The organism is Streptococcus humanilactis, from assembly GCF_019448275.1.
Lineage (GTDB): Bacteria > Bacillota > Bacilli > Lactobacillales > Streptococcaceae > Streptococcus > Streptococcus humanilactis.
Genome location: NZ_JAHXBZ010000001.1, coordinates 86,606 through 112,508, shown reverse-complemented (window position 1 = coordinate 112,508; position 25,903 = coordinate 86,606). Strand labels below are relative to the sequence as shown.

The window sequence follows — 25,903 nt, the reverse complement described above, 5'->3', positions numbered from 1 at the left end:
GATTGCTATTATACCATTTTTTCCGAAAGAAAAAAACTCTTATCCATCAGATAGACCATTTTTGTCATAAGAAAAAGAGCACTTGGCCCTTTTCTGTTTTATTCTTTTGATGAACTGCTTGAGCTTGAATCTCCGCCACCAATATATTGGGTAAAGATATTTTGGAAGGCTTGATCTTTAACCTTGATATTGGCTGCTTGTAATTCTTTTCCGATAATGCTTTGAACAAATGTTGAATCATTTTGTTTTTGAGTCAAGATAACAGTTTTTAATTTTTCTTTGTAGTCATCAATATTAGATGATTTTTCTGTTTTCTTAATGAGTTTTACAATGTAATATTGGCTACTGTAAGCTTGTGTGCCAGCGGCTGTGATCACATCAGAAACACCATTTACATCTAAAGCAAAAGCAGCTTTCTTAACTTGTTCTGGTACTTCTGTTGAAGCAGAATCAAAGGTGATTTCTCCACCATTCGCTTTGGTTTTCTCATCAGTTGAATTATCTTTGGCTAATTGAGCAAAATCAGCACCTTCTGCCTTGGCTTTTTCGAGAACTTCTTTGGCCTTATCTTCATTATCAAGACGGATGATTTGAGCCGTTACATCTGGAGTGTACTCGTCAAAGGCCTTCTTATAGGCATCATCTGTCAATTCAGCTTCTGCTGCTTTTTTAACTGCCAACTCAACCAATTTACTTGTACGAATTTGAGCTTTACGTGTTTCAAGAGTCATTCCTGCTTGCGACAAGACACGTTGGTAGTTCTCACCATATTGTTTTTCTTCTTCGGCAATAGTATCGTTGACTTCTTTATCATCTACTTCTGAGCCATATTGCTTCTCAAATACTTTTTGGATGGTCAAGTTCAACAACACTTGTTGAGCTGAAGGGTTGCTTTTTACTTGCTCATAAAATTGATGTTCTGTGATGACATCCCCTTTCATGCTGATAAGGTCTGCCCCTTCTGAACCTTTCGAACAAGCTGCTAAAGTTGCTACTGATAATAGTGTAATGGCACCTGCCAATAGTTTTTTCTTCATGTCTACTCCTTTGAGATAAGTGTTACCCTATCTATTTTACTATATTTTCTTAAATTTTTCTGAAAATCATTCGCTGTCAGGCAATTGAACATCTGCTACATTTTTACGAAGCATGAGAATGCCGTCCCCCAGAGGTACTAGTGTTGCGGTGAGTCCTGGATTGTCTAAAGTTGCATCAAATAGTCTTTGAAGTCCTCTGTAAATGGTTCGCTGGCCACGACGGACTTCCATAATATCCTTGGCAACATCACCACCTTGGAAAATATCATCCAAGATAACCACACCTCCAACATCCAAGTGTTTGAGGATTTCTGGCAGAAAGACGATGTATTTAGACTTAGCAGAATCCATAAAGACAAAATCATAAGACTCTGTCAAGGTAGATAAGACATCTACCGCATCTCCCTCTAGGAGTGTGATTTGCTTGCGACTGTCAAACTGGGCAAAATTTTCCTTGGCAAAACCAATCATTTCTGGATTGCGGTCAATGGTTGTAATCTTAGCCTTTGGCGCATGTTCTGCCATCAAGAGGGCAGAAAAACCGATAGCCGTCCCAATTTCCAGAATGTTTTTAGGTTGCATGGTTTCCATGAGAAAACGGAAATAAGCAACCGTTTCATGGGGAATGATTGGAATATTTTCCTTGCGAGCAAAGTCTTCCAATTCTTTCAAAGATCCTGTGACTTGCTTTTGACGCTGACGCATCAAGTCCACAATTTCTTCCTTGACGACAGGACGACGCATGTTATGGTTGGCATTCTTGCTATATGATTCAACCATCTTATGCCAATCCCAATTTTTCAACAAGGGCTTCAAACTCATTCAAACGACGTTCGAAGACTGCAAAAGCATCGTTGAGATAGTCTTCCTTCTCCATATCAACACCAGCTTTTCTCATGACATTAAGTGGATAGTCAGATTTACCTGCCTTGAGGTAGTCGATATAGCGGTCACGATCTTCTTGACTACCATGGACAATTTTTTCAGCCAGGGCTGAGGCTGCTGCAAAGCCTGTTGAATATTGATATACATAGTAGTTATAGTAGAAGTGTGGAATGCGAGCCCACTCATATTGGATTTCAGGATTGTCTTCCTTACTCAAACCATAATACTCTTGGTTCAAGTCTGCATAGAGTTTATTTAAGAAATCGCTTGTCAAGACTTCACCATTTTGATCCGCTTGGTGAATGGCGTGTTCAAACTCAGCAAATTGAGTTTGGCGGAAAACTGTTCCACGGAAACCGTCTAGGAAGTTATTGAGAATAGCAAAGCGCGTTGCGTCGTCTTCCACTTCTTCCAATAATTTCTCCGTCAAGATATTTTCATTGGTAGTTGATGCAATCTCAGCCAAGAAGATAGAATAATCTCCGTAAACATAAGGCTGCGTTTCACGAGTATAGCTTGAATGCATACTGTGACCAGTCTCATGGACAAGGGTAAAGAGATTGTCTAGATTGTCCTGCCAGTTAAGGAGCATAAAGGCATTGGTATCGTAAGAACCGCCAGAGTAGGCACCTGAACGCTTGCCTTGATTTTCGTAAACATCAATCCAACGCTCGCTGAAGGCACGTTTAACACGGCTCAAGTAATCCTCACCCAAGACTGCCAAGGCATCTTCTGCCTTTTTCAAAGCTTCTTGGTAGGTAAAGCTATATTCAACAGATGAAAGCGGTGTGTAGACATCGTACATCTTGAGGTCTGAAATCCCCAAAATCTTTGAACGAAGCTCAAGGTAACGATGCAAGAGGGGTAAATGCTTGCGAACTGCTGCTACCAAATTGTCATAAACGCTCTCTGGAACAAAATTGGCCGCTAGGGCTGCATGACGAGCACTCTTGTAGTTGCGAACTTTTGCTCGGTAGTTTTGCACCTTAACATTGGTTTGCAAGGTTTTGGCATAAGTATGTTGGAATTGTTCGTAAGTCGCATAGAGGGCTTGATAGGCACCACGGCGAACCCCACGATTTTTAGACTCCATCAAGTGCATATAAACGCCATGTGATAATTGTACTTCGTTACCATCTTCATCTTTAACAAATGGAAAGACGATATCTGCATTATCTAAAATCGCAAAGGTTTCACTTGCCGAACCAAAGATTTCCCCAGCTCCAGCCAATAATTCTTCTTCACGTTGTGAAAGAACGTGTTCCTTGCCTTGTAAAAGCTTGTCAAAATAGTGTTGATAAACCCGCAATTTTGGTTGAGCTTCTAAAAAGTCAGCATACTGCTTTTCGCTAATATCCATAAATTCAGGTTCATAGAATGAAAAAGCTTGGTCTAGCTGGCTATAGAGAGTCATTGCCTTAGCATAGTACTCTTGGTACTTGGCTTCACGTGTATCCTGGTCATTTTTCATATGAGCATAAACGTAAAGCTTCTCCATCTGGCGTTCCATTTCAAGAGAAAATTCAGTAATTTCTAGTAGGCTATCCGCACTATCCAAGAGATGACCTTCATACTGGACTACTTTCTCCAATTGTTCTGTTAAATCTTTTAAGGCTTCTTCCCAAGCCTGGTCAGTTGGGTAAATCGTTGATAGATCCCATGTATCTTTTTCATTTATTTCATTTCTTTGTAATACCATTAGATTCCTCCATCCTTTCTATTTTACCATATTTTTCAAGAAATATTGCTGATAAAAGGCTGGTGGATAAAGCTTTTGCCAATCATTTTGAGGATTTTCTTTGTAATAGGTTTGAAAATACTGATAATAGCTGGTTAAGTCCTTCTCAATTTGGCAAAACTCACCTACTAATGGTCGAATTTGTGGATACCATTCTTTTAGCCCATAAGTCAGGAGATTTTCCCCCTTTTGATAGGCTTCTGCTTGTTCTTTCATCCAAATAGGATTTTGATAATAGAGTTGTTGCTGAATATAGCTACAGATGTCCTTATCCTCAGAAACTGTAAAATGAGATATTTTTTGTTTCTTATAGGGAAAACGTAATATCTCCAGTAGACTATCTTGGCCATAGGGAAATTCCTTGATTTGATAATGGAGTTTGCCTCGAAGATCCTGGTGTATGAGATATTTAAGCCTTAAAACCTGTTTTTTCTTGTCCAATTCCCAAATATAAAATCCCATGTTTTGACTGAAATAAAGAAAACCTTGTTGCAGACGGGTCAAACGCTCCTTGAGCCACAGTTTTTCTCCCAGCAACCACAGTACTTGGTAACCCTGACTACGATAACCCTCGCTACGCTCTTTAAGAACTTTTTGAGGCAAGGGACTACACTGAACTTCTAGAGCAAGATGACCATTTACAAATACATCCGCAATCTGTTTAAGCTCTGGAAGCAGGTATTCTAATTGCACCTCAGCCTCTGTTTTCAACCAGTGATAAAGGGATTCTTTATTTGCCAGGTGTTCTGGACTTTCATTTTCAGAGGAAAAATCACAGTCTTTTAAGGTTTTGTGGGCAAAATGGGTCCGGACACTTGCTCCTTGCCGCAAACGGAGCTTACCTCCACAAGCTGGGCAGGTGTATTCTTCCTTCTCAAGCTTATCCTCTAACACATTTACCAATTCTCCTCTAGCATCTCTCGCAACAAACATGATTTCCCTCCTTTTCTATATTATTCGTAAAAAAAGAAAAAAGATCAGGAAATTTCCTAATCTTCATTCTTATTTACTTTATTTTCTTAGCTAGCATGGTCGCAAAGCGTAGTTGAATACGATTGCCATTCTCATCGCGACGGTGCAAATGGCCTGGATTTTCATTGTACTTAACCAATTCCCAGTCCTTGTAATAGTCTGCCAATTCCCCTTCTTTAAAGGTAAATGGGAAGTTCACAGAGCAAGGATAATCCTCCGTGTCCATAGCACAAACGATAAGATTATAACCACCGACCGTGGTATGCTCCTGCATATTTTTGATAATTGCAGGAATGCGGTCTGCTTGCAGAAACATCAGCACCACCGTCGATACGATAAAATCATACGCTTGTCCAATGCTAGCTGAATTGATATCGTAAAGACCAACAGGCATATCCAAATCTTCTTGCTCCACAATGCTTTGCAAGATTTCAAGGGCCAGTTCATTTTGATCTACAGCTGTCACATCAAAACCTTGCTGGGCTAGAAAGAGTGCATTACGGCCTTGACCACAGCCCAAATCCAAGGCTTTCCCTGGTTTTACTGTCTGCATTGCCTCTAGGACCTCTGAATGAACCGGATTGGTATTGTATTTTTTAGGGAAATAATCCTCAGGTTTACAATAAAATTCTAAATACCATTCTACATCGTCTGTTACAGCCTCCACTCGGTGCCAGGCTTGTGGTTGTGCCATGGGATTGTCAGCCCCTGCTTCAAATAGGTGTTCAGCTAGAACTTCCCCTTCTTCGGTCAACTCAATAAACTTGAGAGTTCCTTTTAGAACAGTAATCTTGCCCCAAGTCCCAACCTTGGTATTGTGTTTCTGCTGAACAGCCTCTGGCATGGTTTCTTTAGTCCACAAAGGCATGCGTTTATAGGCAACTAGTTTTTCCATTTTCATTCCTCTTTTTATCGTTGGTTGACTGCTTTCATCACACGCGCAATATCGCGATTCTGCTCACGTCGTTTGATAGACTCCCGTTTATCATAGTCATGCTTCCCTTTAGCTAAACCTAAAAGGAGCTTGGCATAACCATCTTTGATATAGACTTTAAGGGGAACCAGGGTCATTCCTGTTCCTTTGGTCTCTTGTTCCAACTTTTGGATTTGCTTCTTATGGAGTAAGAGTTTTCGACGACGTTCTGGTTCTTGGTTCCAGATATTGCCCTCTTCATAAGGTGCGATATGAACATTGCTCAACCAGACTTCCCCATTTTTTACTTGGGCAAAACCATCCTTGAGATTGATTCGAGCAGCTCGCACACTCTTGATTTCAGTCCCAGTCAGGACCATCCCTGCTTCTAGCGTATCTACGATTGTATAGTCGTGGCGTGCCTTTTTATTTTGTGCAACGACCTTTCCCTCGCCCTTTGCCATGCTTGGCTCCTTTCTTAGCTACTTCCTTATAAAAAGGTTTCTTTCCTTTTTTCTTCTTGTCTTTTTGTGAATGCTTGCGCTTATCATTTGAGCGTCCTGATTTTCTTTTGTCTTCCTTCTTATCTGAACGACGATTTGAACCACGTCCTCTGTCACTACGACTAGACTGTTTCAACCCTTTTTCGATCACATCAAACTCACTTGGGATATATGAGAAATCAATTTCACCCGTCATCTTGTCAGCTCTTTCAACTCGGATACGGATTTGCTGACCTACACGGAAGGTTGTTCCTGATTTCTCTCCACGAAGAGTCAAATCACGTTCATTGAAATGATAAAATTCAGGTAGATTAGTGATGTGAATCAAGCCTTCAACTGTGTTTGGCAATTCGACAAAGAGACCGAATTTGACAATACTTGATACAACAGCATCGTACTCGTCACCCACGTATTCTTCCATATATTCAGCCTTTTTCATAGCTTCGACTTCACGCTCAGCCTCAATGGCACGACGTTCACGGTTGGAAGACTGGGTCGCAATCTCTGGAATCACTTGCTCAAAATGCTCTGCTATTTCCTTAGAACGGCCATAATCACGAATCATACGGTGAACAAGAAGGTCTGGATAACGACGAATCGGACTAGTAAAGTGAGTATAATAGTCAGCAGCTAGTCCATAGTGGCCGTGATTGTGCTCCGAATAGCGAGCCTGCTGCATAGAGCGAAGAAGCATCATGGACAATACATCTGCATAAGGTTCTCCCTCAACAGTACGCATGATGTCTTGGAGGGCCTCCTGGCTCATCTCACTAGCAGTCCCATAAATGCGCAAGCCAAAGCTCGAAGCATAATCAATAAACTTCTGAACCTTTTCAGCCTTTGGCTCCTCATGGATACGATAAATAAAAGGCAAATCCAGCTTGCTAAAGTGCTCAGCCACTGTTTCGTTAGCCATCAACATAAAGGACTCAATCATGCGCTCGGCAACACCACGCTGACGAAGAACGATATCAACAGGCTTACCTTGCTTATCCACTAAAATCTTAGCTTCATTGGTATCAAAATTGAGGGCTCCACGTTTCACACGCATGTTTTCTAAAGTTTCATGAAGCTTGGCCATAAGTTCGATACTAGGAACAATTTTCTGATAGTCTTGCCGCTTTTCCTCGTCGCCAGCTAGGATATCATTGACATCACTATAGGTCATACGGAAGCTTGTCTTGATAACCGTTTGTGTGATGGTGTAGTTGACTACACGACCATGTTTATCAATCTCCATAATGGCAGATTGGGTCAGGCGGTCAACTTGAGGATTGAGAGAGCAGATGCCATTTGACAAACGCTCTGGAAGCATTGGCACCACGCGGTCTGTCACATAAACAGAAGTCGCACGATTAAGGGCTTCCTTGTCAAGAGCTGAACCCTCAGTCACATAATAGGAAACATCGGCGATGTGAACCCCCAGCTCCAGATTGCCATTTTTCAGAGCCTTGATATGCACTGCATCGTCCAAGTCCTTGGCATCCGCACCGTCAATGGTAAAGGTAATTTCATCCCTCAAATCCAGACGGCCTTCCATATCCTTTTGAGACGGAGCATCAGGAACACTTTCTGCTTCCTTGACAACAGCTTCTGGAAACTCGGATACAATGTCCATAGACTCCAAAACCTCAAGGACATCAATTCCAACATCCGTTGAATGCCCCACCACATCGAGAACACTTGCGACAAAGAAATCATGTTTCTTGCTTGGGTATTTATCGATAAAGACCTTGAGAACTTCGGTTCCCTCCAGTTTAAGGGCTGGTTTCTTAACATAAATCGGTTGACTGATTTTCTGATTTTTCGAACGGATGTAGCCTGCATACTTAGGCTTTTCCTGATCAAGAACGATTTGACCGACAACAGTTGTCAAACTGTGTTCTAAGATATCGATAATTTTTGCTTCCGCTGCTGTTCCCTTATTGCGGTCAGCGACTTTCTTGATGACGACCTCAACGGTATCGCCATCAATGGCGTAGTTAACATCGTTTTTTCCTACAAAAAGGTCGTCCTCCTCGCCTTCTAGGCTGACAAAACCAAAGCCATTTTTATGGGCATGAAAAATTCCCTTGAGGGTAATCTCATGTTTTTTCTTGGCTTCCAAGGTCAGACTGCCATCTTCTTCAAAGCGAATCTGGTGCTTTCTTTCCATTAAGGACAAGGTTTTAATCAACTCACGAAAATCCTTGGACTTGTCTTTTCCCAAAGCCTGAGCCAAGTCATTGACAGTCACCTTTCCCTTGTCTTGTAAATATTCTTTTATTCTATCTTTCATATTTTCTTTCTAGATTTTTTAATTTTCTTTTACTGTAAAACCTTCTCAAACATCCTTTAAAAATAAAAAGAGGCAAAGACCTAGTCCTGCCCATTATTTTCTTATCTACTTGATAATACCGTCAATGCTAAGGCAATGGCTAGCCAGAAAAAGACTAAAATCCCCGTCAAACGCTGCATTACAGCTTCGAAACCGCGTGCTTTACTGCGTTCAAACAAATCACCTGAGCTGGCATCAAATACATTGCTGGATTGGTTTTTGGTTGGTTGCATGAAAATCGCAATCACAATCACAACAGATAATACTAATAAAATGGTTAATAATAGGTTATACATATCAAACTCCTTAAAATCCCTATTATTTTACCATAAAATCTACTTAGATTCAAGATGTAGGGTTACTTTTCTTTCCTTGGGACAATACTTTAAAACCTCAATCTTGTCTGGATGGGTTTTGGAGTTTTTACTGGTTAGGTAATTGATACTACCACAAGAGGAGCATTTGAGATTAATTTTTACTCGCACTAGATTTCCTTTACTTTTAATAATGTTCGAAATTGAATCAGGTTAAAGAGACAACTAAAGGCAACACAAAGGCTTGTCGCATAAAAGACAGCATGGTAGCCAAATTGACCTGCTACTGCAGAACCTGCCATAGGCCCAACGACACCTCCCAGATAAAAGAATACCTGATTGAAGGCAAAGACCCTCGAAATACCAGCTTTGGGTGTCATCTTACTGAGAAGGGCATTAACTCCAGGAATCAGGGCACCGGTCCCCAAGCCAAAGAGGAAACGATAAAGTCCTAGTTGAAGGGGGCTAGAGGCATTGGCACAGAGGAGATAGATGATGACTGAATAAAACTGGGCTACAACCAAGAGGCGATGATTCCCCACCTTGTCACCTAGCTTGCCCATGACTCCTGCACTCATCATGCTGGAAAAGCCCATACTGGACACAATCAAACCAGAGACAAAAAGAAGATTCTCTGTCTGCCCTAAGTCACGTACATAAAGAGCTAAAATAGGGCCGATTGATTGGGCTGAAAATTGGATGACAAAACTGGTCAGAAAGAGGTTGACCAAGAGATAGGGGTATTTAACTGAGGTAAACAATTCCTTTGTTGGGATGACCTTTTCCTTGGCTACTGGTTGAAAATCTTCCTTGATAAAGCAAATAGTCAAAACAGCAGCTAAAAACAGAAAACTACCAACCAGTAAGAAAACAGTACGAATACCAAATAATTCTGCGATAAAGCCACCAATAAAGGGACCAGTTAGAGTACCTGCAACTACGCCAGTAGACAAAGCACCTAAGGCAGTTCCTGATTTCTCCTTGGGAACCTGACTGGCTATCAAGGCCGTTGAATTGGGAACAAAACCCGCAAATACACCATTCAGTAAACGAAGAAAGATTAGCCAATAAATATTTGGCACAAAAGCCAATCCCCCCATAGTGATAGTCATGGCCAGACCAGCACGAATCATCATGGGTTTTCGACCGTATTTATCAGCAAGGATACCCCAGATAGGAGAGAAAAGTGCTGCAGAAATGGCAGAGACAGAAATAGCTAAACCTGCATAAAAAGCGACTTGCTCACTCCCTACACCTAGATTTTCCACAAAGATGGGCATAAAAGGCACAACTAAGGAAATACTGGCTCCTGTCAGAAAATTACCAAACCAGGCAATACGCAGATTATCCTTCCAGTTAATCTCTGTCATCTTGCTTACCTCCCTCAAGCAGGGAGAACACCTGAGTAAGAAGCTGGTCCTGATTTCCATTGTTATCTAGAACATGACTGGCCAAATCTTTCTTTTTTTCTAAAGGCCACTGGGCTGCCAGACGAAACTCAGCTTCATCTTTGGACAACTGGTCCCTTTTCATTAAGCGTTCTACTTGGACATCTCGGTCCACATAGACCAACCAAGTCTCATCAAACCAAGAGGCATAGTCTTGTTCAAAAAGCAAGGGAATATCCATGAAGAAAATCTCTTCTGTCTGAGCCAACTGGTCTCTCAACGTAGCTAGTTCCTCACGGATAATCTCTCCTTGGATTTGCTTAGACCATTCTCGTTCTTCAAGATTTGAAAAGATAAGACTAGCTAGGAGAGGGCGCTTGAGTTCTCCGTTTGCAAGGATGATTTCTTGCCCAAAGTGCTGGACTAGAGCCTCAAACAGACGACCACCAAGTTTCTGTAGTTGGTGGACGACTGCGTCGGCATCCACTACTTGAAAACCTTGCTTTCTTAGAAAATTTGTCACGGTTGACTTACCAGAGGCAATTCCCCCAGTGATTCCAATGATTTTTCCCATCAGCCCCTCCTTTGGCACTGAGGACAAAAGTGAGTTCCACGTCCGCCTAGTTGGATTTTCTCAATTAGAGTTCCACAGCGTGAGCATGCTTGACCAGCCTTATCATAGACCTGATGAAAATCCTGCATGGTTCCATCTTCCCCAAAGGCATTGGTATAGGTCCGAATGGTGGAACCACCTTTTTCAACAGCCTGTCCCAATACAGCAATGGTCTGGTCATGAATAGCTGTCGCTTCTTCTGCTGTCAAAGTCTGGGAAAGTCTAGCCGGATGAACCTGAGCTCGCCAGAGAACCTCATCCACATAGATATTGCCAAGTCCAGCTACCAAAGTCTGGTCTAGGAGATGGGATTTGATAGGCTTTTTAGACTTGGATAGGGCAGCTTGAAAGACCTGCACATCAAAGTCTTGTTCGCTTGGTTCAGGACCTAATTTTTTAGAAAGAAAGTAGGCGTCTAAAAGGTCAGGAGCCAAGAGTTCCATAGTACCAAACTTGCGTACATCCTCATAAACAAGCGTGCCACCATCCTCAAACTGAAAGAAAACATGGGCATGTTTGCGTTCTGGAACCTGGTCCGGATAGTAAAAATACTTGCCCTCCATCCGCAGATGGGAAATCAAGACCTTGTCTGTCAGATAGAAAATCAAATATTTACCACGACGTCCCATTGACTCAACAATCTGACCAGGCACTTCCTTTTGAAACTCGTCCAAGTCCGTTTTAATCATCTTGGAATAGCGAATTTCTATACTCGAAATCTTCTTTCCCAAAATCAATTTTTCTAAGCCACGACGAACGGTTTCAACCTCAGGTAATTCAGGCATAAGTCCTCCTTCTGTAAAAACAAGAAGCAGGCATGAGCCCACCTCTACTTAGTATTCTTTTTCATTATAGCCAAAGTCAGCCAAATCTAGCTTCTTATCGCGCCAGTTTTTCTTGACCTTGACCCATGTTTCTAGGAAGACCTTGTCTCCTAGCATGAGTTCAATATCACGACGGGCCATGCTACCAATTTTCTTAAGCATAGCGCCACCTTTACCGATGATAATTCCTTTCTGACTATCGCGCTCAACCATGATGGTTGCACGGATATGAACCTTGTCTGTCTCTTCATCTCGTTTCATAGAATCCACAACTACTGCAACAGAATGCGGAATCTCTTCACGAGTTAGGTGCAAGACTTTCTCGCGAACCATCTCTGAAACCAAGAAACGTTCTGGATGGTCTGTAATTTGATCAGACGGGAAATATTGGAAACCTTCATCTAGATTTTCACTCAAAATATCCACTAGACGAGAAACGTTATTTCCTTGAAGAGCTGAGATTGGTACAATTTCCTTGAAGTCCATCTGAATACGGAAATCATCAATCTGAGACAAAAGCTGATCTGGGTGAACCTTATCGATCTTGTTCACCACCAAAATCACAGGAACCTTGGCAGCCTTAAGACGCTCGATAATCATATCGTCCCCCTTACCACGCGCTTCATCAGCAGGCACCATGAAAAGAACGGTGTCCACTTCACGAAGGGTGCTATAGGCAGATTCTACCATGAAATCTCCAAGGGCCGTTTTAGGCTTGTGAATCCCTGGTGTGTCGATAAAGACAATCTGCTCCCTATCGGTCGTGTAAATTCCCATGATTTTGTTGCGCGTTGTCTGCGCCTTGTCACTCATGATGGCAATCTTTTGCCCCATAACGTGATTTAAAAAAGTTGACTTCCCAACATTGGGACGTCCTAAAATGGCTACAAAGCCTGATTTAAAAGTCATAATTTCCTCTTACTGTTTAAAATAATAAATCCCAGATTCGTGGGAGAAAAATCAATGCGCCTGTTAAGGCTGCGAAAAGAGAGACCACTAATACCGCGCCAGCCGCCATATCCTTGGCATTTTTAGCCAGCATGGAAAAGTGATAGTGACTGGCCAAATCCACCACATTTTCAATAGCAGAGTTAATAATTTCAAAGGCTACTACCAAGAAAATGCTCAATAGGAGAAAGAGCCATTCAATTCGTGACACCTGAAAAACAAAACCTGCTAGGATGACCACGAGAGCCGTCACTGCATGTTTTCGCATATTGCGTTCTTCCTTGATAGCAGTAAAAATCCCTGTGAGGGCAAATTCTAAACTAGATATCAGGTCACGATTTTTCCATTTTCGTTTATTGTCTTGTGAGTCCATAGGCTGTCAAAATTTCTTCTTGTAAACCGAACATCTCCGCTTCTTCTTCCGGAGTGTAGTGATCATAGCCGTTGATATGTAAAAAGCCGTGTACTGCCAAGAAGCCCATCTCACGCTCAAAGCTATGGCCATATTCCTCGGCCTGCTCATGAGCCTTATCAATAGAGATGAACAGTTCCCCAATATAGGCATCAAACTCAGACATCATCTCTGCCAATTCTGGATTTTCAAGCAAATCTTCCTCGTCAAAGGCAATTTCCAACTCTGGCTTATATTCAAGGCTGATGACATCTGTCGGACGGTCTGTGTCACGGTACTCCAGATTGAGTTCATGACTACGCTCATTGGTCACAAAGGTAACCGCCATCTCCTTGTCTTCTTTGCCTAATTTTTGGGCTGCAAATTCCAAAATTTCTTGGGTTTGTTGCAACATTTCTTTTGAAACTTGACCAGTTTCATCTACCATTTCAATATACATGTGCTTCTCGTTTCTCTTTACTTGGCTTTATTATACCACATTTCCATGATTTTATTCTACCTTTTTGATATAATACTATGGAATACAATCACAAGGAGAGAACGATGTCATTTGACGGATTTTTTTTACACCACATGGTTGAGGAATTGCGAAGAGAGTTAGTGAATGGTCGCATTCAAAAAATCAATCAGCCTTTTGAACAAGAGTTGGTCTTGCAAATCCGCAGCAATCGCCAAAGCCATCGTCTGCTCCTTTCTGCTCATCCAGTTTTCGGACGCATTCAGCTAACCCAAACGACTTTTGAAAATCCAGCCCAACCTTCTACCTTTATCATGGTTTTAAGAAAATATTTGCAGGGTGCCCTGATTGAATCAATTGAGCAAGTGGAAAATGACCGTATTGTGGAAATGACAGTTTCCAATAAAAACGAGATTGGAGACCATATCCAGGCTACCTTGATTATCGAGATTATGGGTAAACACAGTAATATTCTACTGGTCGATAAAAGCAGTCATAAAATCCTCGAAGTTATCAAACATGTTGGCTTTTCACAAAATAGCTACCGCACCTTGCTTCCTGGATCGACCTATATCTCTCCGCCAAGTACGGAATCTCTCAATCCTTTTACGATCAAGGACGAGAAACTCTTTGAAATCCTGCAAACACAGGAAACGACAGCTAAAAATCTTCAAAGCCTCTTTCAAGGTCTGGGACGCGATACAGCAAATGAATTGGAAAGCATACTGGTTAGTGAAAAACTTTCCACTTTCCGAAACTTTTTCAATCAAGAAACCAAGCCATGCTTGACTGAGACTTCCTTCAGTCCAGTTCCTTTTGCAAATCAAGTGGAAGAGCCTTTTGCCAGTCTTTCTGATTTGTTGGACACCTACTATAAGGACAAGGCTGAGCGCGACCGCGTCAAACAGCAAGCCAGTGAACTCATTCGCCGTGTTGAAAATGAACTTCAGAAAAATCGACATAAGCTAAAAAAACAAGAAAAAGAATTATTGGCGACAGACAATGCTGAAGAATTTCGTCAAAAAGGGGAATTGCTGACAACCTTCCTCCACCAAGTGCCTAACGACCAAGACCAGGTTATCCTAGACAACTACTATACCAACCAACCTATCACCATTGCGCTTGATAAGGCTCTGACTCCCAACCAGAATGCCCAACGCTACTTTAAACGTTATCAGAAATTAAAAGAAGCTGTCAAATACTTGACTGATCTGATTGAAGAAACCAAGGCAACCATTCTCTATCTGGAAAGTGTGGAGACCGTCCTCAACCAAGCTGGACTAGAAGAAATCGCTGAAATCCGTGAAGAATTGATTCAAACTGGTTTTATCCGCAGAAGACAACGGGAAAAAATCCAGAAACGTAAAAAACCAGAACAGTATCTAGCAAGCGATGGCAAAACCATCATCTATGTCGGTAGAAACAATCTTCAAAACGAGGAGCTAACCTTTAAAATGGCCCGCAAGGAGGAACTTTGGTTCCATGCCAAGGACATTCCTGGAAGCCATGTTGTCATCTCAGGAAATCTTGACCCATCTGATGAAGTCAAGACAGACGCAGCAGAGTTGGCCGCTTACTTCTCTCAAGGTCGCCTGTCAAATCTGGTGCAGGTAGATATGATTGAAGTCAAGAAACTCAACAAACCAACTGGTGGCAAACCAGGCTTTGTCACTTACACAGGACAAAAGACCCTCCGTGTAACACCAGACCCAGAAAAAATCGCATCCATGAAAAAATCCTGATTTTACTTGAAATCAGGATTTTTAACATACTATTCACTCAAATCATATTCAATTATAGGACTAATCTTTGCCACCTAGTTTCTCGTTGATTTTCATCATCACACTAGCAATTTTTTCGCCCCAATAAGGGTCTGAGGCATATTCCACATTCATACCAGACGCCTTATTTCCAAGGAAAGTTCTGCCCCTATCGATATAATTTTCCTTAATCCACTTGCTTGCACCTAAAATTCCCTTATCCACATCATCAAATGTCTTGGCTGAAAGGTAAGGTGTCGTATCATAGGCTGTAATTCCAAAGAAATTATTCTTATCTTTGGCAATCTTACTTCGTCCCCAATCACTTTCTAAGGCACTATGGGCAAGGAGATAGAGGGCATTGATATGGTAATGTTCTTCGGCTTCCTTAAAGGTAGCTCCCTTATTTTCCAAGAGACTATTGTCAATATTTAACAGACTAAATACCTTATCCAAATCCTCAGCACTGTAGTTTGTAGCCTCTGTCAAATCTTTGAAAAGGAAGGGATTTTCAAGCTTAAAACCATCAAAATGCAGCCCATCTGCCGAATAATATTTCTTGCCTACTTCCATATCAGAAAGATGAGCAGCTACTGGGATACTAGCATTCTGAGCCACATAGTGATAAAAACGGTGTCCATCACTCTCATAATAAGGGATAAAGTCCTTACTAGAATCTAGTGCTTGTAAATCTTCTGTTTTCATATAGCCTGACAAACCAGAAACAGTAATAGCCAAGCTCTTGTCATCACTTTTTCTATCCTTATCTAGCCATACGACACTACCTTGCGATATATAGGAGAGCTTTTCACCATCTGCATTATAGATATTTGCTGTGACAGGCACTACTTGATAGTAAGCAGCATTTTCGTTTGTAGCTTTTTCTCCAAGCCATTTACCATCGCTTCCAAGCTGATAACCATCTACAGTCTCATTTTTCGCCATGTAGCCACCAGATTTGAAGTAGTACCAGGCTTGACTTTTAGAATCATATAACCATTCTTTCTCAGTCATTTTCCCATCAGATTTTAGGTAAAACCATGACTCCTTATCCCAAATCCATTCATTGGCTGCCATATAGCCACCGGATTTTAGATAATAATAGTGACCATTTTCGAAAATCCATTCTTTCTCAGCATGTTTTCCATTTTCTTTGATGTAAAACCAAGATTGATATTGTTTGTCAAAAAGCCAACCTTGCTGTACTTTGGCACCACTAGCACTCACATAAGTCTGTTCAATCCACTGACTTGTCAGTAGATAACCACCAGATTTAAAATAATAGTCCTTCCCTTTAATTTGGAGCCATTCTTTCTCTGCGTGTTGTCCATCTGCTTTGATGTAAAACCAAGCGTCGTATTGAGAATCATAGACCCAGTCTTCTATTACTTTGGCACCTGTTGCACCAACATAGGAAGTTCCTACCCAGGCATTTCTTTTCATCTTTCCATTTTGGTCAAGATAATAGAAGGCTCCCTTGTCTTCTACCCATTCTGATTTTGCCATATAGCCGCCAGATTTGAGGTAAAAATAGTCGTCACCTTGCTTTAGCCATTCATTTTCAGCATATTTGGCATCTTCTTTTATATAAAACCAAGATTGATAGTGAGCATCAAAAACCCACTCATTGGCTGCTTGACTCCCATCTGCTTTTAGATATTGTTTTCCTTGCCAAGTACCATCGCTAGCCATTGCACTCTCTGGTCTGACTAAGAAAAATAGCAGGGCTAAAAAAAATAAATCTTACTTTCTTCATTAATTTACTTCCTCTGTTCTTACTCATTTCATTATATCAAAATTCTCTATAATCAACATTACAAACTAATAAAAAATCAAGAACAGATAGATTGCAGTTTACCTCAGAGACTCTTTTACTTCCTTGCGTAGATTTTCTAGACTGCTGATGCCATATTTATCCATAACCTTTGGTAAAGTTTCGATGATATCAGGACAGGCATATGGATTGGTAAAGTTAGCTGTTCCAACTCCCATGGCAGAGGCTCCAGCCAAATACATTTCTAGGGCAGCTTCTGCCGAGTCCACTCCTCCCATTCCAATGATAGGTAGATCTGTTGTTTGGGCTACCTGGCGGATGAGTTTGAGGGCTACTGGAAAGACTGCTGGACCAGACATCCCACCTGTTCCATTTGCCAAGATTGGTTTTCTAGTTTTGAGGTCAAAGCGCATCCCAACTAGAGTATTAATCATGGTCAAGCCACTTGCTCCCGCATCTTCTGCAGCTTTTGCGACAGTAACGATATCCGTCACACTAGGGGTCAGTTTGACATAAACTGGTACATCAGAGGCTTCCACAGCTGCTTTCACCACATCATAAGCTAAATCTGGATCTTGACCAATCAAGAGTCCATGATTACAGTGGTCAACATTGGGGCAAGAAATATTGAGCTCTATGGCCTTTACATTAGCTGCCTTAGAAATACCATGAGAAACAGCTGCATACTCTTGTTTTGAAAAACCAGCCACATTGGCAATAATAGGAAGATTTGGATATTCTCTTTCCAGCCACGGTAGCTTTTCAGCCAAAACAACCTCTAAACCAGGATTTTGCAAGCCAATTGCATTGAGCATGCCAGCAGGTGTTTCTGCCACCCTTGGAGTTGGATTGCCAAAACGGGGTTCAAGGGTTGTCGCCTTGATCATAATAGAACCTAAAAGGTCTAAATCATAATACTTGGCATACTCTTGACCAAAGCCAAAACAGCCTGATGCTGGAATAATCGGATTTTTCAAATCCAAGCCAGGTAGAGAAACTTGTAAACGATTTGTAGTCATAATTTTCTCCTTATAATACAACTGTTCCTGTGCGGAAAACAGGGCCATCTTCACAGACACGTTGGCTGACCGTCTCGCTTTCTGGCACTTTTAGGACGCAGGCATAGCAAGCCCCCATCCCACAAGCCATACGAGATTCCAGAGATAGATAGGCTCTTGGGTGGTCATAAAAGGTTTGATTGATATACTTCATCATTCCAGGTGCCCCACATGAGTAAACAGCATCAAATTGATTGTCTAAATCCTTAATAACAACGGAAACATTTCCCTTGATACCATAAGAACCATCATCTGTCGTTACAAATACCTGCCCATATTGAGCTAATTCCGTCTCTAAAATAACAGCATCCTTATTAGCAAAACCAAGGACTGTCACTACTTTTACTCCACGCGCATGCAATTCCTTAGCCACCTCAAGCAAGGGAGGTACACCAATCCCCCCTCCAACTAAGAGAATCTGGCTCTGCTCATCCAGATCAGACAAGTCAAATCCATTCCCCTGAGGCCCCATCACATCAAGAGTATCTCCCTGACTTAAAGTTGAGAAAATAGCGGTTCCAGCCCCCTCAATCCGATAAATAAGATGACACTGCTTCTTAACCTTATCGATAGATGAAATTGAAATAGGGCGACGCAAGAGATGGGCGTCATCAGGCACACGCAGATGAAGAAATTGGCCTGCTCGCATGGCTTCAACCATTTCCCCCTCTAGGACTAATTCAAAGATTGCTGGCGCAATTTCCTCCTGTGCAACTACCTTCATGGTTTCCAATCGAATTGCACCCAAACGTTTCTTACATGTGGGATTCATGACTTTTCCTCCTTAAATTTTAAGGGGACCAGATAAAGAAAAGGCCTTGCGATTGCAAGGCCTCAGTTAAAATCGTACAAGACAAGAGAGCACACTCAAAAAGTCTCCTCTAAAAAATTGCACTATTCTTTTATCTGACACCTTGTGAGTCTCTCTGGACTCCCCTTAAAGGTTAAATTTTTACTAGTATACTCTTTCAGCTAAAAAAAGTCAAGTAGAAAACGAACATTCTACTTGACTTGACGAGATTATTTTTCACGAATGACTTCGACCTTGTAGCCATCAGGGTCTTTGACAAAGTAATAGTTAGGTGCAGTTCCTGGTAGACCATTTGGCTCAGTCACTTCATATCCTTTTGCACTATGCTCTTGATGAAGTGCCTCAAGATCAGGTGTACTGAGGGCAATATGGGCAAAGCCATCTCCAACCACATAAGGGCCGTGATTATAGTTATAAGTCAACTCCAACTCATAGTCGTCACCCTCAAGTCCTAGATAGACAATCGTGAAGGCATGGTCTGGAAAATCTCTGCGACGCAATTCTTTAAATCCAAAAGCATCTTGATAGAATGCAATTGATTTTTCAAGATTTTCTACTCGCAAGCAAGTGTGTAGCATTTTTGAAGCCATATTTTTCTCCTTTATTTTTAAAAAGACTGGGACAATCCTGTTCCAGTCTTATCTGTTATTATTTACCAAGTTTTGCTTTAGCTGCATCTGCAAGAGCTGTGAAAGCTGCTGCATCGTTAACAGCCAAGTCAGCAAGCATTTTACGGTTAACTTCGATCTCAGCCAATTTCAATCCATGCATCAATTGTGAGTATGAAAGTCCGTTCATACGAGCTGCCGCGTTGATACGAGTGATCCACAATTTGCGGAAGTCACGTTTTTTCTGACGACGGTCACGGTATGCATAGTAGTAAGAGTTCATTACTTGTTCTTTTGCAGTACGGAACAAGATGTGTTTAGCTCCATAGTAACCTTTTGCTAATTTAAGAATACGTTTACGACGTTTGCGTGATACAACGCCACCTTTAACACGTGCCATGTTTTATTTCCTCCAAATATTTCCTAGAATTGTTTACTTACAGTAAAGCTATTATTTCAAGCGAGTAAGCATTGCTTTGATACGTTTGTAATCTCCTGAATGCACCATAGATGCTTTACGAAGATGACGACGTTGTTTTTTAGTTTTTCCGTGGAAACGGTGAGAAGTGTAAGCACGGAAACGTTTAAGTCCACCAGAACCTGTACGTTTGAAACGTTTAGCTGATGCGCGGTGTGTTTTTTGTTTTGGCATGATTTTTTCTCCTTTATTTAACTTTCTGACAATTATTTTTTGTCAGTCGCTGGCGCCAATTGCATGAACATTTGACGTCCATCCATTTTAGCACGTTGTTCGATGATGGCAATATCTTGAGTTGCTTCAGCAAACTCGGCTAAAACTTTCGCACCAATCTCTTTATGGGTAATCATACGACCCTTAAAGCGAATAGATACCTTAACTTTATTTCCTTTTTCAAGGAATTTGCGTGCATTGCGAAGTTTTGTATCAAAGTCACCCTTGTCAATAGTTGGACTTAGACGAACTTCTTTCACAGTAACAACACTTTGTTTTTTACGTTGTTCTTTTTGCTTCTTCTGGTACTCAAATTTGAACTTACCGTAGTCCATAATTTTTGCAACAGGCGGTTTGGCTTGGGGTTGAATCAATACTAGGTCAACATTAGCATTATCAGCCAAAGCTTGCGCTTCACTGAGTGGCTTGATGCCTAGCTGTTCTCCTTCAAGACCAATCAAGCGAACTTCACGTACACGAATCTCATCATTGATGAATAAGTCTTGCTTTGCTATGGTTTTCACCTCTTTTGTTTTATTAGAGAAAAACAATAGCGGACTCGTAAATATACAAGCCCGCACGTTATGATAGCGTTTCTTAGAAACTTTTCATCCGTAGGGCCAGGCAACTTAATGTCACAAGGCGAGAAGCTCTCACTTCTGCTTTTCTCAACTTTTATATGATACCAAGTTTTCTAGCCCTTGTCAAGATAAAAAGTTATTTTTTTGAAAAGTTTCTGTTTATATTTTGACTTGGTTTTCGAATCAAAAAGAGAGAATCAAGTTGATTCCCTCTCTATGTTAGTTTTTACTTATTTTCCCTATAGGAAAGCTAGGATCTATTAAAAATTTCTTTTTTCTGTGAACTTCCCCATCTTTCGATAAATAAGATCCCCACTAACAAAAGGATAACCAGGCAAGGAAGTAAAACCATCCCCATACTCCAATTTAGATTGACATTATCAATTTGCTTAGGTAATCTTCCAGATAAAATATCCACTGAACGTAAGTAAGTAAAGGGAATCAGATGTGCAATCTTTTGAAGAGGCTGAATTGTTTGGATGCCAAACAATAAGCCAACAATTCCAATGAGTGAAAGAAAGAGGACAGGCATTTTTTGCTTGAAAAAGTAAGCAATCAAGTACACTACTTCCACAATGACGATAAAGGCTAAGAAAGCTAATAACAAGCCAGGAAATAACATATCTTGTATCTTTCCAATAGTTACCTCTTGATTCACTAAGCTATAAATCGGGTAGGGATAATCTAACTGTCCAAAACCACTTATCAGACTTCCCACTAGAAAAGAAAATCCGCTGATTCCGATAAACAGCACAGTTACATAGCCCACTCCAACTCCAAGGGAGGACATGGCAAATGCCACTTTTGAAAAAGGATATAACTGAGCTGTGTCCAGATGATTTTGATATCTTTCTGCAAATAGTTGCGTTAGCATAAAAATAATAGCAATCACAAACAAGGTTGGGATGATAGCCTCTAAAATCCAGACAATCTGATCAATCCCGTGGGTCGGATAATCTAAATTGTGCGCTTTTATGTTCAAGGGATATAAGGCTTGGTAAGTCTTTCGTTGGCGGTCAACCGCCATTTTAAAGTCAGAGCTAATAGTCGGGGTATTTGATATCCTTTCATAATTCTTCTCTTCATCTTGCCACTGCAAATAGTAGGCTTCTTTCCATCGCCCTTCTTTTAATAAAGTCAGAATTTCTGTCTTTTGAGTCAAATGATTCTTTTGCACGTCTAAAGTATTTTTAGCAATTTGGTATTCCTCCGAGCTGGTGTCAGATATTTGGGAGAGTTTCTCTTCATATTCATTGATGATTCTCTCTTGTTTTACAAGACGGGTTTCCAACTCGCTCTCCAAGCTGACTGAGTTTGCAGTCCGACTATTGAAATAAAAGGTAACACCGAGTACAGATACAAATAAAGCTAAGATAATCCAGTTTAAGCGACTTTTGAAAACTTTTTTCAATAAAAATAGACTAACATCTTTCATAAACTAAACCTCTTCTATCTTTCCCCGATGAATGGTTACTACTCTATCGCAGACATCAACCAACTCTTCCTTATAGTGGGAACTTAAAAGAACCAGCTGCTCTTGTCTATCGATTTGTGCTAGCCTATCAAAAAACTTCTGTCGATAATACTCATCTAAGCCATTTGTAATCTCATCCATAAGCCAGCATTTCGCCTGACTGAGGAAATACATGGCAATCACCAAGCGTTGCTTCATGCCTAAGGAATACTTGCGAATGGGAAGGCTGATATAGTCAGACATTTCCCAGTAATCAATTTCATCCCCCAAGTTCAGACCTGACTTCCAGATGTTTTTGATAAGGCAAAGATAGTCCATCCCACTTAAGTTTCCATCCAGCCATTCAACGCTCTCATAATAAAATAAAGAAGGAGGGACTGCGATATTTCCACTACTTATGGGAATTAACTTGCTAATGGCGCGGAACAGTGTCGTCTTTCCAGAACCATTGATAGCAAGAATACCATAAATACTACCCTTTTCAAATGTAAAATCAACATCTTGTAAGATGACTTGTCGCGTTTTTAAGGTCACATGAGTAAGCTGCAACATATCTATCCCTCCTTTTTATCACTCTTGAAAGATTAACAACTACCGTTGTAATAATTTATATCTCTAAAAAATCGTAATTTAACCACCATCAACGCTATACTCATCATATCTATCATAACGAGACTGTGATAGTTCGTACTATACTTTCCAATCATACCGATAAGTTTTAAGAACGCTCACAGCAGACATACTGGACTGAAAAGGACCAATAGATCATAAACTAACTAATTAAACGGTTTTTGCTAATTTTTAATGGTTTTATATCATTAATATTGAAGACGCTTTCATTATATCGTTTTTATCATTATTATGCAACAGATTTCTAGTTTATTTTACTAATATATAATATTTGTCCTTCCTATCGAACACTTTCAATTTTCCAACTATTCCACCCCTTAAAGCGTATAGCTCCTTGCTGGTCAGTTCGGTAAACTTTGCTATTGATACCTTCCAGTCGTGTCAAAGTTTCCTGATGGGGTAATTTCGTTCGATTGTTCTTTCCAACTGAAATGAGAGTCATCTCTGGTTTGAGCTGTTCTAAAAAGGCTGAACGTGATGATTTTTTAGAGCCATGTTGACCAGCCTTCAAAACATCTACCTCTAGGTCAGGATAATGCTTCAGCAAGTCCTTCTCTCCTTTCTCCTCCAAGTTTCCTGTGAAGAGGAAGTGCTTATCTAAGAGTTTCCCATACAGAACTAGAGAATCTTCAGGACCTCCATCTCCAATCTTCCTTGGAGATAAGACTTCTAACTGACTTCCAAAAATTGGCAAGTTCTCTCCTGCTGTTACACTGCGCACCTTGGTTTGAGTTGCCTGTAGTTCTGCCACAAATTCCTTCTGTTTCAAACTGCCTTTTGATACTAAAATCTCCCCTACATGGAAATCATTAATCACCTCTAACAAATCTCCAACATGTTCCTTGTCCGTATTTGTCAAAATCAGCTGGTCAATCTTAGCTACTCCTCGACTTTTAAGATAGGGAATCAAGGTTCGCTGGGCATTGCTGGTTATCGCCTTTTCTTGCCATTTTTCAATTTTCTTATCAGATTCTGCCTTACCGCCCACATCTATGAGAATAGTCTTACCAGTTACATCCCTTAGGAAAATACTTTCGCCTTGCCCCACATCCAGCATGGTAATTTCATTTTCCAGTGGATGCTTGGTCAGGAAAAAGAGACCTGTAATCAATAAGCTCAACACTGCTAGCCTTTTAATGTTTTTCCTCAAATCATAGATTAAAGCCAAGGAAATTAACAACAAGATTAAAAGCCATGCATTGGGTTGTCCAAAAATCAGAGGCCTGCTTGCCACCCGCCATACCAAGCGAATAATGCCCTCCAACCATTCAAAAATAAAATTCAGCTGAATGACTGGATAGAGAAAGGAAAGGGCAAATAAGATAGACAAGAGCGGTAAGAAGACCAAGTCAAATAGAAAGGAAAAGACGAAGGTCAAAAGGATGGACCAAGGTTGAAATTCCGCAAAATAGAAGGACAGAATGGGCAATATGCCCAAGGAGATGACTAGACTTTCTCTAGCAACAGCCTTGAGCCCCTCTCCTTCTTTACTAGTCATGGTCAAGATAAAAGCATAAGCGCAGGACAAGACTCCTCCTGCTGTCAAGAAAAAGTTGGGCATGATGATAAAGAGGATAAGGACCGTCAAGGCAAAATTATCCAAACCCTTAACACCATGTTGAGCCAGTAACTTTTGTAAGAGACTGCGAATAACCGATGCTGAAAATCCTGTCAGCCCTGCATAGATAAGGGAAAAGGGATAGGTCAGCCATTTCAACTTTTTTTGGGTCAAGCCCAATCGTAAGAGAAGTTTCTTAAATCCATCCATGAAAAATCCTACCTGCATACCCGACAAGGCAAAAAGATGAATAATTCCTAGACTGGAATAAAGCTCATTCATCTCCTCAAAATCTGTGTCCAGATATCCTAGCAAAAGCCCTGTCATGTAATTGCGCATAGGGTCTGGAAAATGTGTCTTAATCCAAACTACAGCCTTACGGCGTAAACTGGATAGATTTTCTCCTATATCCCAACTGCTAACCTGTTTAAGGGACTGTATTCTTTTGATATTGAGAGTCTGGAAAATTCCCTGAGTCTTCAGATAAGCTTGGTAGTCAAAACCACCAAAATTTCTCTGCCCTTCTGGCTCCGAAAGCTTCCCTTCAAGTTCTATCTCATAAAGGTCGGTTAAGGCTTGAAAGGCTTCTTTCTCCTCCTCGGACTGGAGTTTATAATAGACTTGAAAAATGCGTCCATCAGACTTGCCACGAAAGGACAGACTATCACCATTGACCTTAATAGTGTCAGGCAAAATCCGTACCCTTTCAACAGAATCCGCCAAATTTTGACTCGCTTGACTCTGTTGCCAATTTTGAAACAGAAACCAAAATCCAAAGATTCCGCAAATCACTAGAACTCTGCCTGCTGATTTCCACGGAAATTGAATAAAGAGACAGACTAGCAGAAAGACGAAGACCAACAGTGCTAGATAGGAGGCTGAGAAAATGGCGTAGTAAAGCCAGAGTAATATAAAACTCAGATAGATAAGGGGGATAGGATAATTCTTAATCCACTGTAACATAGTCTTTTAACTTTTCTATTGTCTTGGCACCAATGCCAGAGACCTTCTTGAGCTCGTCTACTGACTTGAACTTCCCGTTTGCCTCACGATGGTCAATAATATCCTGAGCTCGTTTTCCTCCCAGACCCTTTACCTGCTTGAGTTCTTCCAGACTTGCCTTGTTGAGATTGACCTTCTTTGCTTTACTTGTCGAAGAATCCGTCCCAGAACCAGTCTGTTGACTAGCTGATTCTTCTCCCTTAGTTGGGACGTAAAACAGAGCCTCATCACTGACTTTCTGAGCTAGATTAAGCAACTTGCTGTCTGCTTGCTCTGTCAAGCCACCTGCCTTCTGAACAGCATCATTGACCCGACTACCTACTGGCAATTCATAAATCCCTGGCGATTTGACAGCACCCTTCACATCTACTGTGATTAGATCTTGTTCAAGAGGTTCTTCCTTTTCTTCATTCTTCACATCCTTTTCGGATACCGAATCCTTGGAAACAGCTGCAACTTCAGCCTGCAAATTCGTTTCTTTGACAGGTGTTTGTGGAGCTGGCTTTAGCAGGAAAAATCCTCCTACAAGCAAGCCCAGACCAGTACAGATGACAATGATTTTATACTCTTTGATTTTTTCGATAATTGCTTCCATATTTTCTCCTCTCTTAAATTATTCGTAAGAGAAAGAAAAA

At 41.0% G+C, this 25,903-nt stretch carries 26 protein-coding genes, 1 pseudogene and 1 other annotated feature; of the genes and pseudogenes, 1 reads left to right on the top strand and 26 read right to left on the bottom strand.

The genetic code is table 11. From position 1 onward, the window contains the following. Positions 1-98 precede the first annotated feature (98 nt). The 15 genes from prsA to ybeY form a co-directional block, all read right to left on the bottom strand. Positions 99-1,037: a peptidylprolyl isomerase PrsA gene (gene prsA, locus KV696_RS00535; RefSeq protein WP_000727946.1), complete on the bottom strand. Its 939-nt coding sequence runs from the start codon at positions 1,035-1,037 to the stop codon at positions 99-101. Positions 1,038-1,103: 66 nt separating this feature from the next. Next, positions 1,104-1,817 (bottom strand): O-methyltransferase, encoded by a 714-nt coding sequence (locus KV696_RS00530; protein WP_080551628.1) that lies wholly within the window; start codon positions 1,815-1,817, stop codon positions 1,104-1,106. 1 nt (position 1,818) lies between these two features. Then, positions 1,819-3,621, bottom strand: a complete 1,803-nt coding sequence (pepF, locus tag KV696_RS00525; protein ID WP_060805671.1) for an oligoendopeptidase F — start codon at positions 3,619-3,621, stop codon at positions 1,819-1,821. Between the two features lie 18 nt (positions 3,622-3,639). Continuing rightward, positions 3,640-4,593, bottom strand: coding sequence for a competence protein CoiA (locus tag KV696_RS00520; protein ID WP_060805670.1), 954 nt, complete (start codon positions 4,591-4,593; stop codon positions 3,640-3,642). 73 nt (positions 4,594-4,666) lie between these two features. Then, entirely contained in the window at positions 4,667-5,527 is an 861-nt protein-coding gene (tehB, locus tag KV696_RS00515) for an SAM-dependent methyltransferase TehB (protein WP_060805669.1), read from the bottom strand. A 14-nt stretch (positions 5,528-5,541) separates the two neighbouring features. Beyond that, positions 5,542-6,009, bottom strand: coding sequence for an SsrA-binding protein SmpB (smpB, locus tag KV696_RS00510; protein ID WP_001051750.1), 468 nt, complete (start codon positions 6,007-6,009; stop codon positions 5,542-5,544). Continuing rightward, positions 5,972-8,326: a ribonuclease R gene (rnr, locus tag KV696_RS00505; protein ID WP_219966560.1), complete on the bottom strand. Its 2,355-nt coding sequence runs from the start codon at positions 8,324-8,326 to the stop codon at positions 5,972-5,974. The genes smpB and rnr overlap by 38 nt, the downstream gene beginning before the upstream one ends. Positions 8,327-8,427: 101 nt before the next feature. Then, complete coding sequence (gene secG, locus KV696_RS00500; RefSeq protein WP_000282517.1) at positions 8,428-8,661, bottom strand: preprotein translocase subunit SecG; 234 nt, start codon at positions 8,659-8,661, stop codon at positions 8,428-8,430. A 39-nt stretch (positions 8,662-8,700) separates the two neighbouring features. Next, positions 8,701-8,850: a 50S ribosomal protein L33 gene (gene rpmG / locus KV696_RS00495; RefSeq protein WP_001809104.1), complete on the bottom strand. Its 150-nt coding sequence runs from the start codon at positions 8,848-8,850 to the stop codon at positions 8,701-8,703. Continuing rightward, on the bottom strand, positions 8,850-10,049 hold the full coding sequence (locus KV696_RS00490) for a multidrug efflux MFS transporter PmrA (protein ID WP_219966559.1): 1,200 nt from the start codon (positions 10,047-10,049) through the stop codon (positions 8,850-8,852). Before KV696_RS00490 ends, rpmG begins: the two co-directional genes overlap by 1 nt. Continuing rightward, complete coding sequence (gene coaE, locus KV696_RS00485; protein WP_219966558.1) at positions 10,036-10,641, bottom strand: dephospho-CoA kinase; 606 nt, start codon at positions 10,639-10,641, stop codon at positions 10,036-10,038. Before coaE ends, KV696_RS00490 begins: the two co-directional genes overlap by 14 nt. Continuing rightward, positions 10,641-11,465: a DNA-formamidopyrimidine glycosylase gene (gene mutM / locus KV696_RS00480; RefSeq protein ID WP_219966557.1), complete on the bottom strand. Its 825-nt coding sequence runs from the start codon at positions 11,463-11,465 to the stop codon at positions 10,641-10,643. Before mutM ends, coaE begins: the two co-directional genes overlap by 1 nt. A gap of 48 nt (positions 11,466-11,513) precedes the next feature. Beyond that, positions 11,514-12,413 carry a GTPase Era gene (gene era, locus KV696_RS00475; RefSeq protein WP_219966556.1) on the bottom strand — a complete coding sequence of 300 codons (900 nt, stop codon included), beginning with the start codon at positions 12,411-12,413 and terminating at the stop codon, positions 11,514-11,516. 16 nt (positions 12,414-12,429) lie between these two features. Then, positions 12,430-12,825, bottom strand: coding sequence for a diacylglycerol kinase family protein (locus KV696_RS00470; RefSeq protein ID WP_000378166.1), 396 nt, complete (start codon positions 12,823-12,825; stop codon positions 12,430-12,432). Further along, positions 12,806-13,303, bottom strand: coding sequence for an rRNA maturation RNase YbeY (gene ybeY, locus KV696_RS00465; protein ID WP_000275156.1), 498 nt, complete (start codon positions 13,301-13,303; stop codon positions 12,806-12,808). Before ybeY ends, KV696_RS00470 begins: the two co-directional genes overlap by 20 nt. A gap of 104 nt (positions 13,304-13,407) precedes the next feature. Here ybeY and pavA point away from each other — a divergent pair, with 104 nt between their 5' ends. Continuing rightward, positions 13,408-15,063, top strand: a complete 1,656-nt coding sequence (pavA, locus tag KV696_RS00460; protein ID WP_219966555.1) for an Rqc2 family fibronectin-binding protein PavA — start codon at positions 13,408-13,410, stop codon at positions 15,061-15,063. Positions 15,064-15,123: 60 nt separating this feature from the next. Here pavA and KV696_RS00455 read toward each other — a convergent pair. The 11 genes and pseudogenes from KV696_RS00455 to KV696_RS00405 form a co-directional block, all read right to left on the bottom strand. Beyond that, positions 15,124-16,837 (bottom strand): annotated as a pseudogene (locus KV696_RS00455) (N-acetylglucosaminidase). A 98-nt stretch (positions 16,838-16,935) separates the two neighbouring features. Further along, the gene (locus KV696_RS00450) at positions 16,936-17,922 is read right to left on the bottom strand and encodes a dihydroorotate dehydrogenase (protein ID WP_219966554.1); all 987 of its coding nucleotides are present in this window, start codon (positions 17,920-17,922) and stop codon (positions 16,936-16,938) included. Then, a complete protein-coding gene (locus KV696_RS00445; protein WP_004254684.1) occupies positions 17,885-18,685 on the bottom strand; it encodes a dihydroorotate dehydrogenase electron transfer subunit in 801 nt (266 codons plus the stop codon). Before KV696_RS00445 ends, KV696_RS00450 begins: the two co-directional genes overlap by 38 nt. 248 nt (positions 18,686-18,933) lie before the next feature. Continuing rightward, complete coding sequence (gene gloA / locus KV696_RS00440) at positions 18,934-19,314, bottom strand: lactoylglutathione lyase (RefSeq protein WP_219966553.1); 381 nt, start codon at positions 19,312-19,314, stop codon at positions 18,934-18,936. A gap of 58 nt (positions 19,315-19,372) precedes the next feature. Further along, on the bottom strand, positions 19,373-19,732 hold the full coding sequence (gene rplT, locus KV696_RS00435) for a 50S ribosomal protein L20 (RefSeq protein ID WP_000124834.1): 360 nt from the start codon (positions 19,730-19,732) through the stop codon (positions 19,373-19,375). A 51-nt stretch (positions 19,733-19,783) separates the two neighbouring features. Further along, the gene (rpmI, locus tag KV696_RS00430; RefSeq protein WP_001125943.1) at positions 19,784-19,984 is read right to left on the bottom strand and encodes a 50S ribosomal protein L35; all 201 of its coding nucleotides are present in this window, start codon (positions 19,982-19,984) and stop codon (positions 19,784-19,786) included. A gap of 32 nt (positions 19,985-20,016) precedes the next feature. Continuing rightward, positions 20,017-20,547, bottom strand: a complete 531-nt coding sequence (infC, locus tag KV696_RS00425) for a translation initiation factor IF-3 (protein WP_000848180.1) — start codon at positions 20,545-20,547, stop codon at positions 20,017-20,019. A gap of 15 nt (positions 20,548-20,562) precedes the next feature. Beyond that, positions 20,563-20,694: a sequence feature (ribosomal protein L20 leader region), on the bottom strand. Positions 20,695-20,854: 160 nt separating this feature from the next. Next, a complete protein-coding gene (locus KV696_RS00420; RefSeq protein WP_219966552.1) occupies positions 20,855-22,039 on the bottom strand; it encodes a hypothetical protein in 1,185 nt (394 codons plus the stop codon). Positions 22,040-22,042: 3 nt separating this feature from the next. After that, positions 22,043-22,630 (bottom strand): ABC transporter ATP-binding protein, encoded by a 588-nt coding sequence (locus KV696_RS00415; protein ID WP_023942812.1) that lies wholly within the window; start codon positions 22,628-22,630, stop codon positions 22,043-22,045. Positions 22,631-22,988: 358 nt separating this feature from the next. Next, positions 22,989-25,229 carry a DNA internalization-related competence protein ComEC/Rec2 gene (locus KV696_RS00410; RefSeq protein WP_219966551.1) on the bottom strand — a complete coding sequence of 747 codons (2,241 nt, stop codon included), beginning with the start codon at positions 25,227-25,229 and terminating at the stop codon, positions 22,989-22,991. Next, entirely contained in the window at positions 25,213-25,863 is a 651-nt protein-coding gene (locus tag KV696_RS00405; RefSeq protein ID WP_219966550.1) for a helix-hairpin-helix domain-containing protein, read from the bottom strand. Before KV696_RS00405 ends, KV696_RS00410 begins: the two co-directional genes overlap by 17 nt. Positions 25,864-25,903 lie beyond the last annotated feature (40 nt).

Excerpts from the sequence above, each read along its gene's own strand:
- prsA (WP_000727946.1), bottom strand. The coding sequence starts at position 1,037 with ATGAAGAAAAAACTATTGGCAGGTGCCATTACACTATTATCAGTAGCA.
- KV696_RS00530 (WP_080551628.1), bottom strand. The coding sequence starts at position 1,817 with ATGGTTGAATCATATAGCAAGAATGCCAACCATAACATGCGTCGTCCT.
- pepF (WP_060805671.1), bottom strand. The coding sequence starts at position 3,621 with ATGGTATTACAAAGAAATGAAATAAATGAAAAAGATACATGGGATCTA.
- KV696_RS00520 (WP_060805670.1), bottom strand. The coding sequence starts at position 4,593 with ATGTTTGTTGCGAGAGATGCTAGAGGAGAATTGGTAAATGTGTTAGAG.
- tehB (WP_060805669.1), bottom strand. The coding sequence starts at position 5,527 with ATGGAAAAACTAGTTGCCTATAAACGCATGCCTTTGTGGACTAAAGAA.
- smpB (WP_001051750.1), bottom strand. The coding sequence starts at position 6,009 with ATGGCAAAGGGCGAGGGAAAGGTCGTTGCACAAAATAAAAAGGCACGC.
- rnr (WP_219966560.1), bottom strand. The coding sequence starts at position 8,326 with ATGAAAGATAGAATAAAAGAATATTTACAAGACAAGGGAAAGGTGACT.
- secG (WP_000282517.1), bottom strand. The coding sequence starts at position 8,661 with ATGTATAACCTATTATTAACCATTTTATTAGTATTATCTGTTGTGATT.
- KV696_RS00490 (WP_219966559.1), bottom strand. The coding sequence starts at position 10,049 with ATGACAGAGATTAACTGGAAGGATAATCTGCGTATTGCCTGGTTTGGT.
- coaE (WP_219966558.1), bottom strand. The coding sequence starts at position 10,641 with ATGGGAAAAATCATTGGAATCACTGGGGGAATTGCCTCTGGTAAGTCA.
- mutM (WP_219966557.1), bottom strand. The coding sequence starts at position 11,465 with ATGCCTGAATTACCTGAGGTTGAAACCGTTCGTCGTGGCTTAGAAAAA.
- era (WP_219966556.1), bottom strand. The coding sequence starts at position 12,413 with ATGACTTTTAAATCAGGCTTTGTAGCCATTTTAGGACGTCCCAATGTT.
- KV696_RS00470 (WP_000378166.1), bottom strand. The coding sequence starts at position 12,825 with ATGGACTCACAAGACAATAAACGAAAATGGAAAAATCGTGACCTGATA.
- ybeY (WP_000275156.1), bottom strand. The coding sequence starts at position 13,303 with ATGTATATTGAAATGGTAGATGAAACTGGTCAAGTTTCAAAAGAAATG.
- pavA (WP_219966555.1), top strand. The coding sequence starts at position 13,408 with ATGTCATTTGACGGATTTTTTTTACACCACATGGTTGAGGAATTGCGA.
- KV696_RS00450 (WP_219966554.1), bottom strand. The coding sequence starts at position 17,922 with ATGGCCCTGTTTTCCGCACAGGAACAGTTGTATTATAAGGAGAAAATT.
- KV696_RS00445 (WP_004254684.1), bottom strand. The coding sequence starts at position 18,685 with ATGAATCCCACATGTAAGAAACGTTTGGGTGCAATTCGATTGGAAACC.
- gloA (WP_219966553.1), bottom strand. The coding sequence starts at position 19,314 with ATGGCTTCAAAAATGCTACACACTTGCTTGCGAGTAGAAAATCTTGAA.
- rplT (WP_000124834.1), bottom strand. The coding sequence starts at position 19,732 with ATGGCACGTGTTAAAGGTGGCGTTGTATCACGCAAACGTCGTAAACGT.
- rpmI (WP_001125943.1), bottom strand. The coding sequence starts at position 19,984 with ATGCCAAAACAAAAAACACACCGCGCATCAGCTAAACGTTTCAAACGT.
- KV696_RS00420 (WP_219966552.1), bottom strand. The coding sequence starts at position 22,039 with ATGAAAGATGTTAGTCTATTTTTATTGAAAAAAGTTTTCAAAAGTCGC.
- KV696_RS00415 (WP_023942812.1), bottom strand. The coding sequence starts at position 22,630 with ATGTTGCAGCTTACTCATGTGACCTTAAAAACGCGACAAGTCATCTTA.
- KV696_RS00410 (WP_219966551.1), bottom strand. The coding sequence starts at position 25,229 with ATGTTACAGTGGATTAAGAATTATCCTATCCCCCTTATCTATCTGAGT.
- KV696_RS00405 (WP_219966550.1), bottom strand. The coding sequence starts at position 25,863 with ATGGAAGCAATTATCGAAAAAATCAAAGAGTATAAAATCATTGTCATC.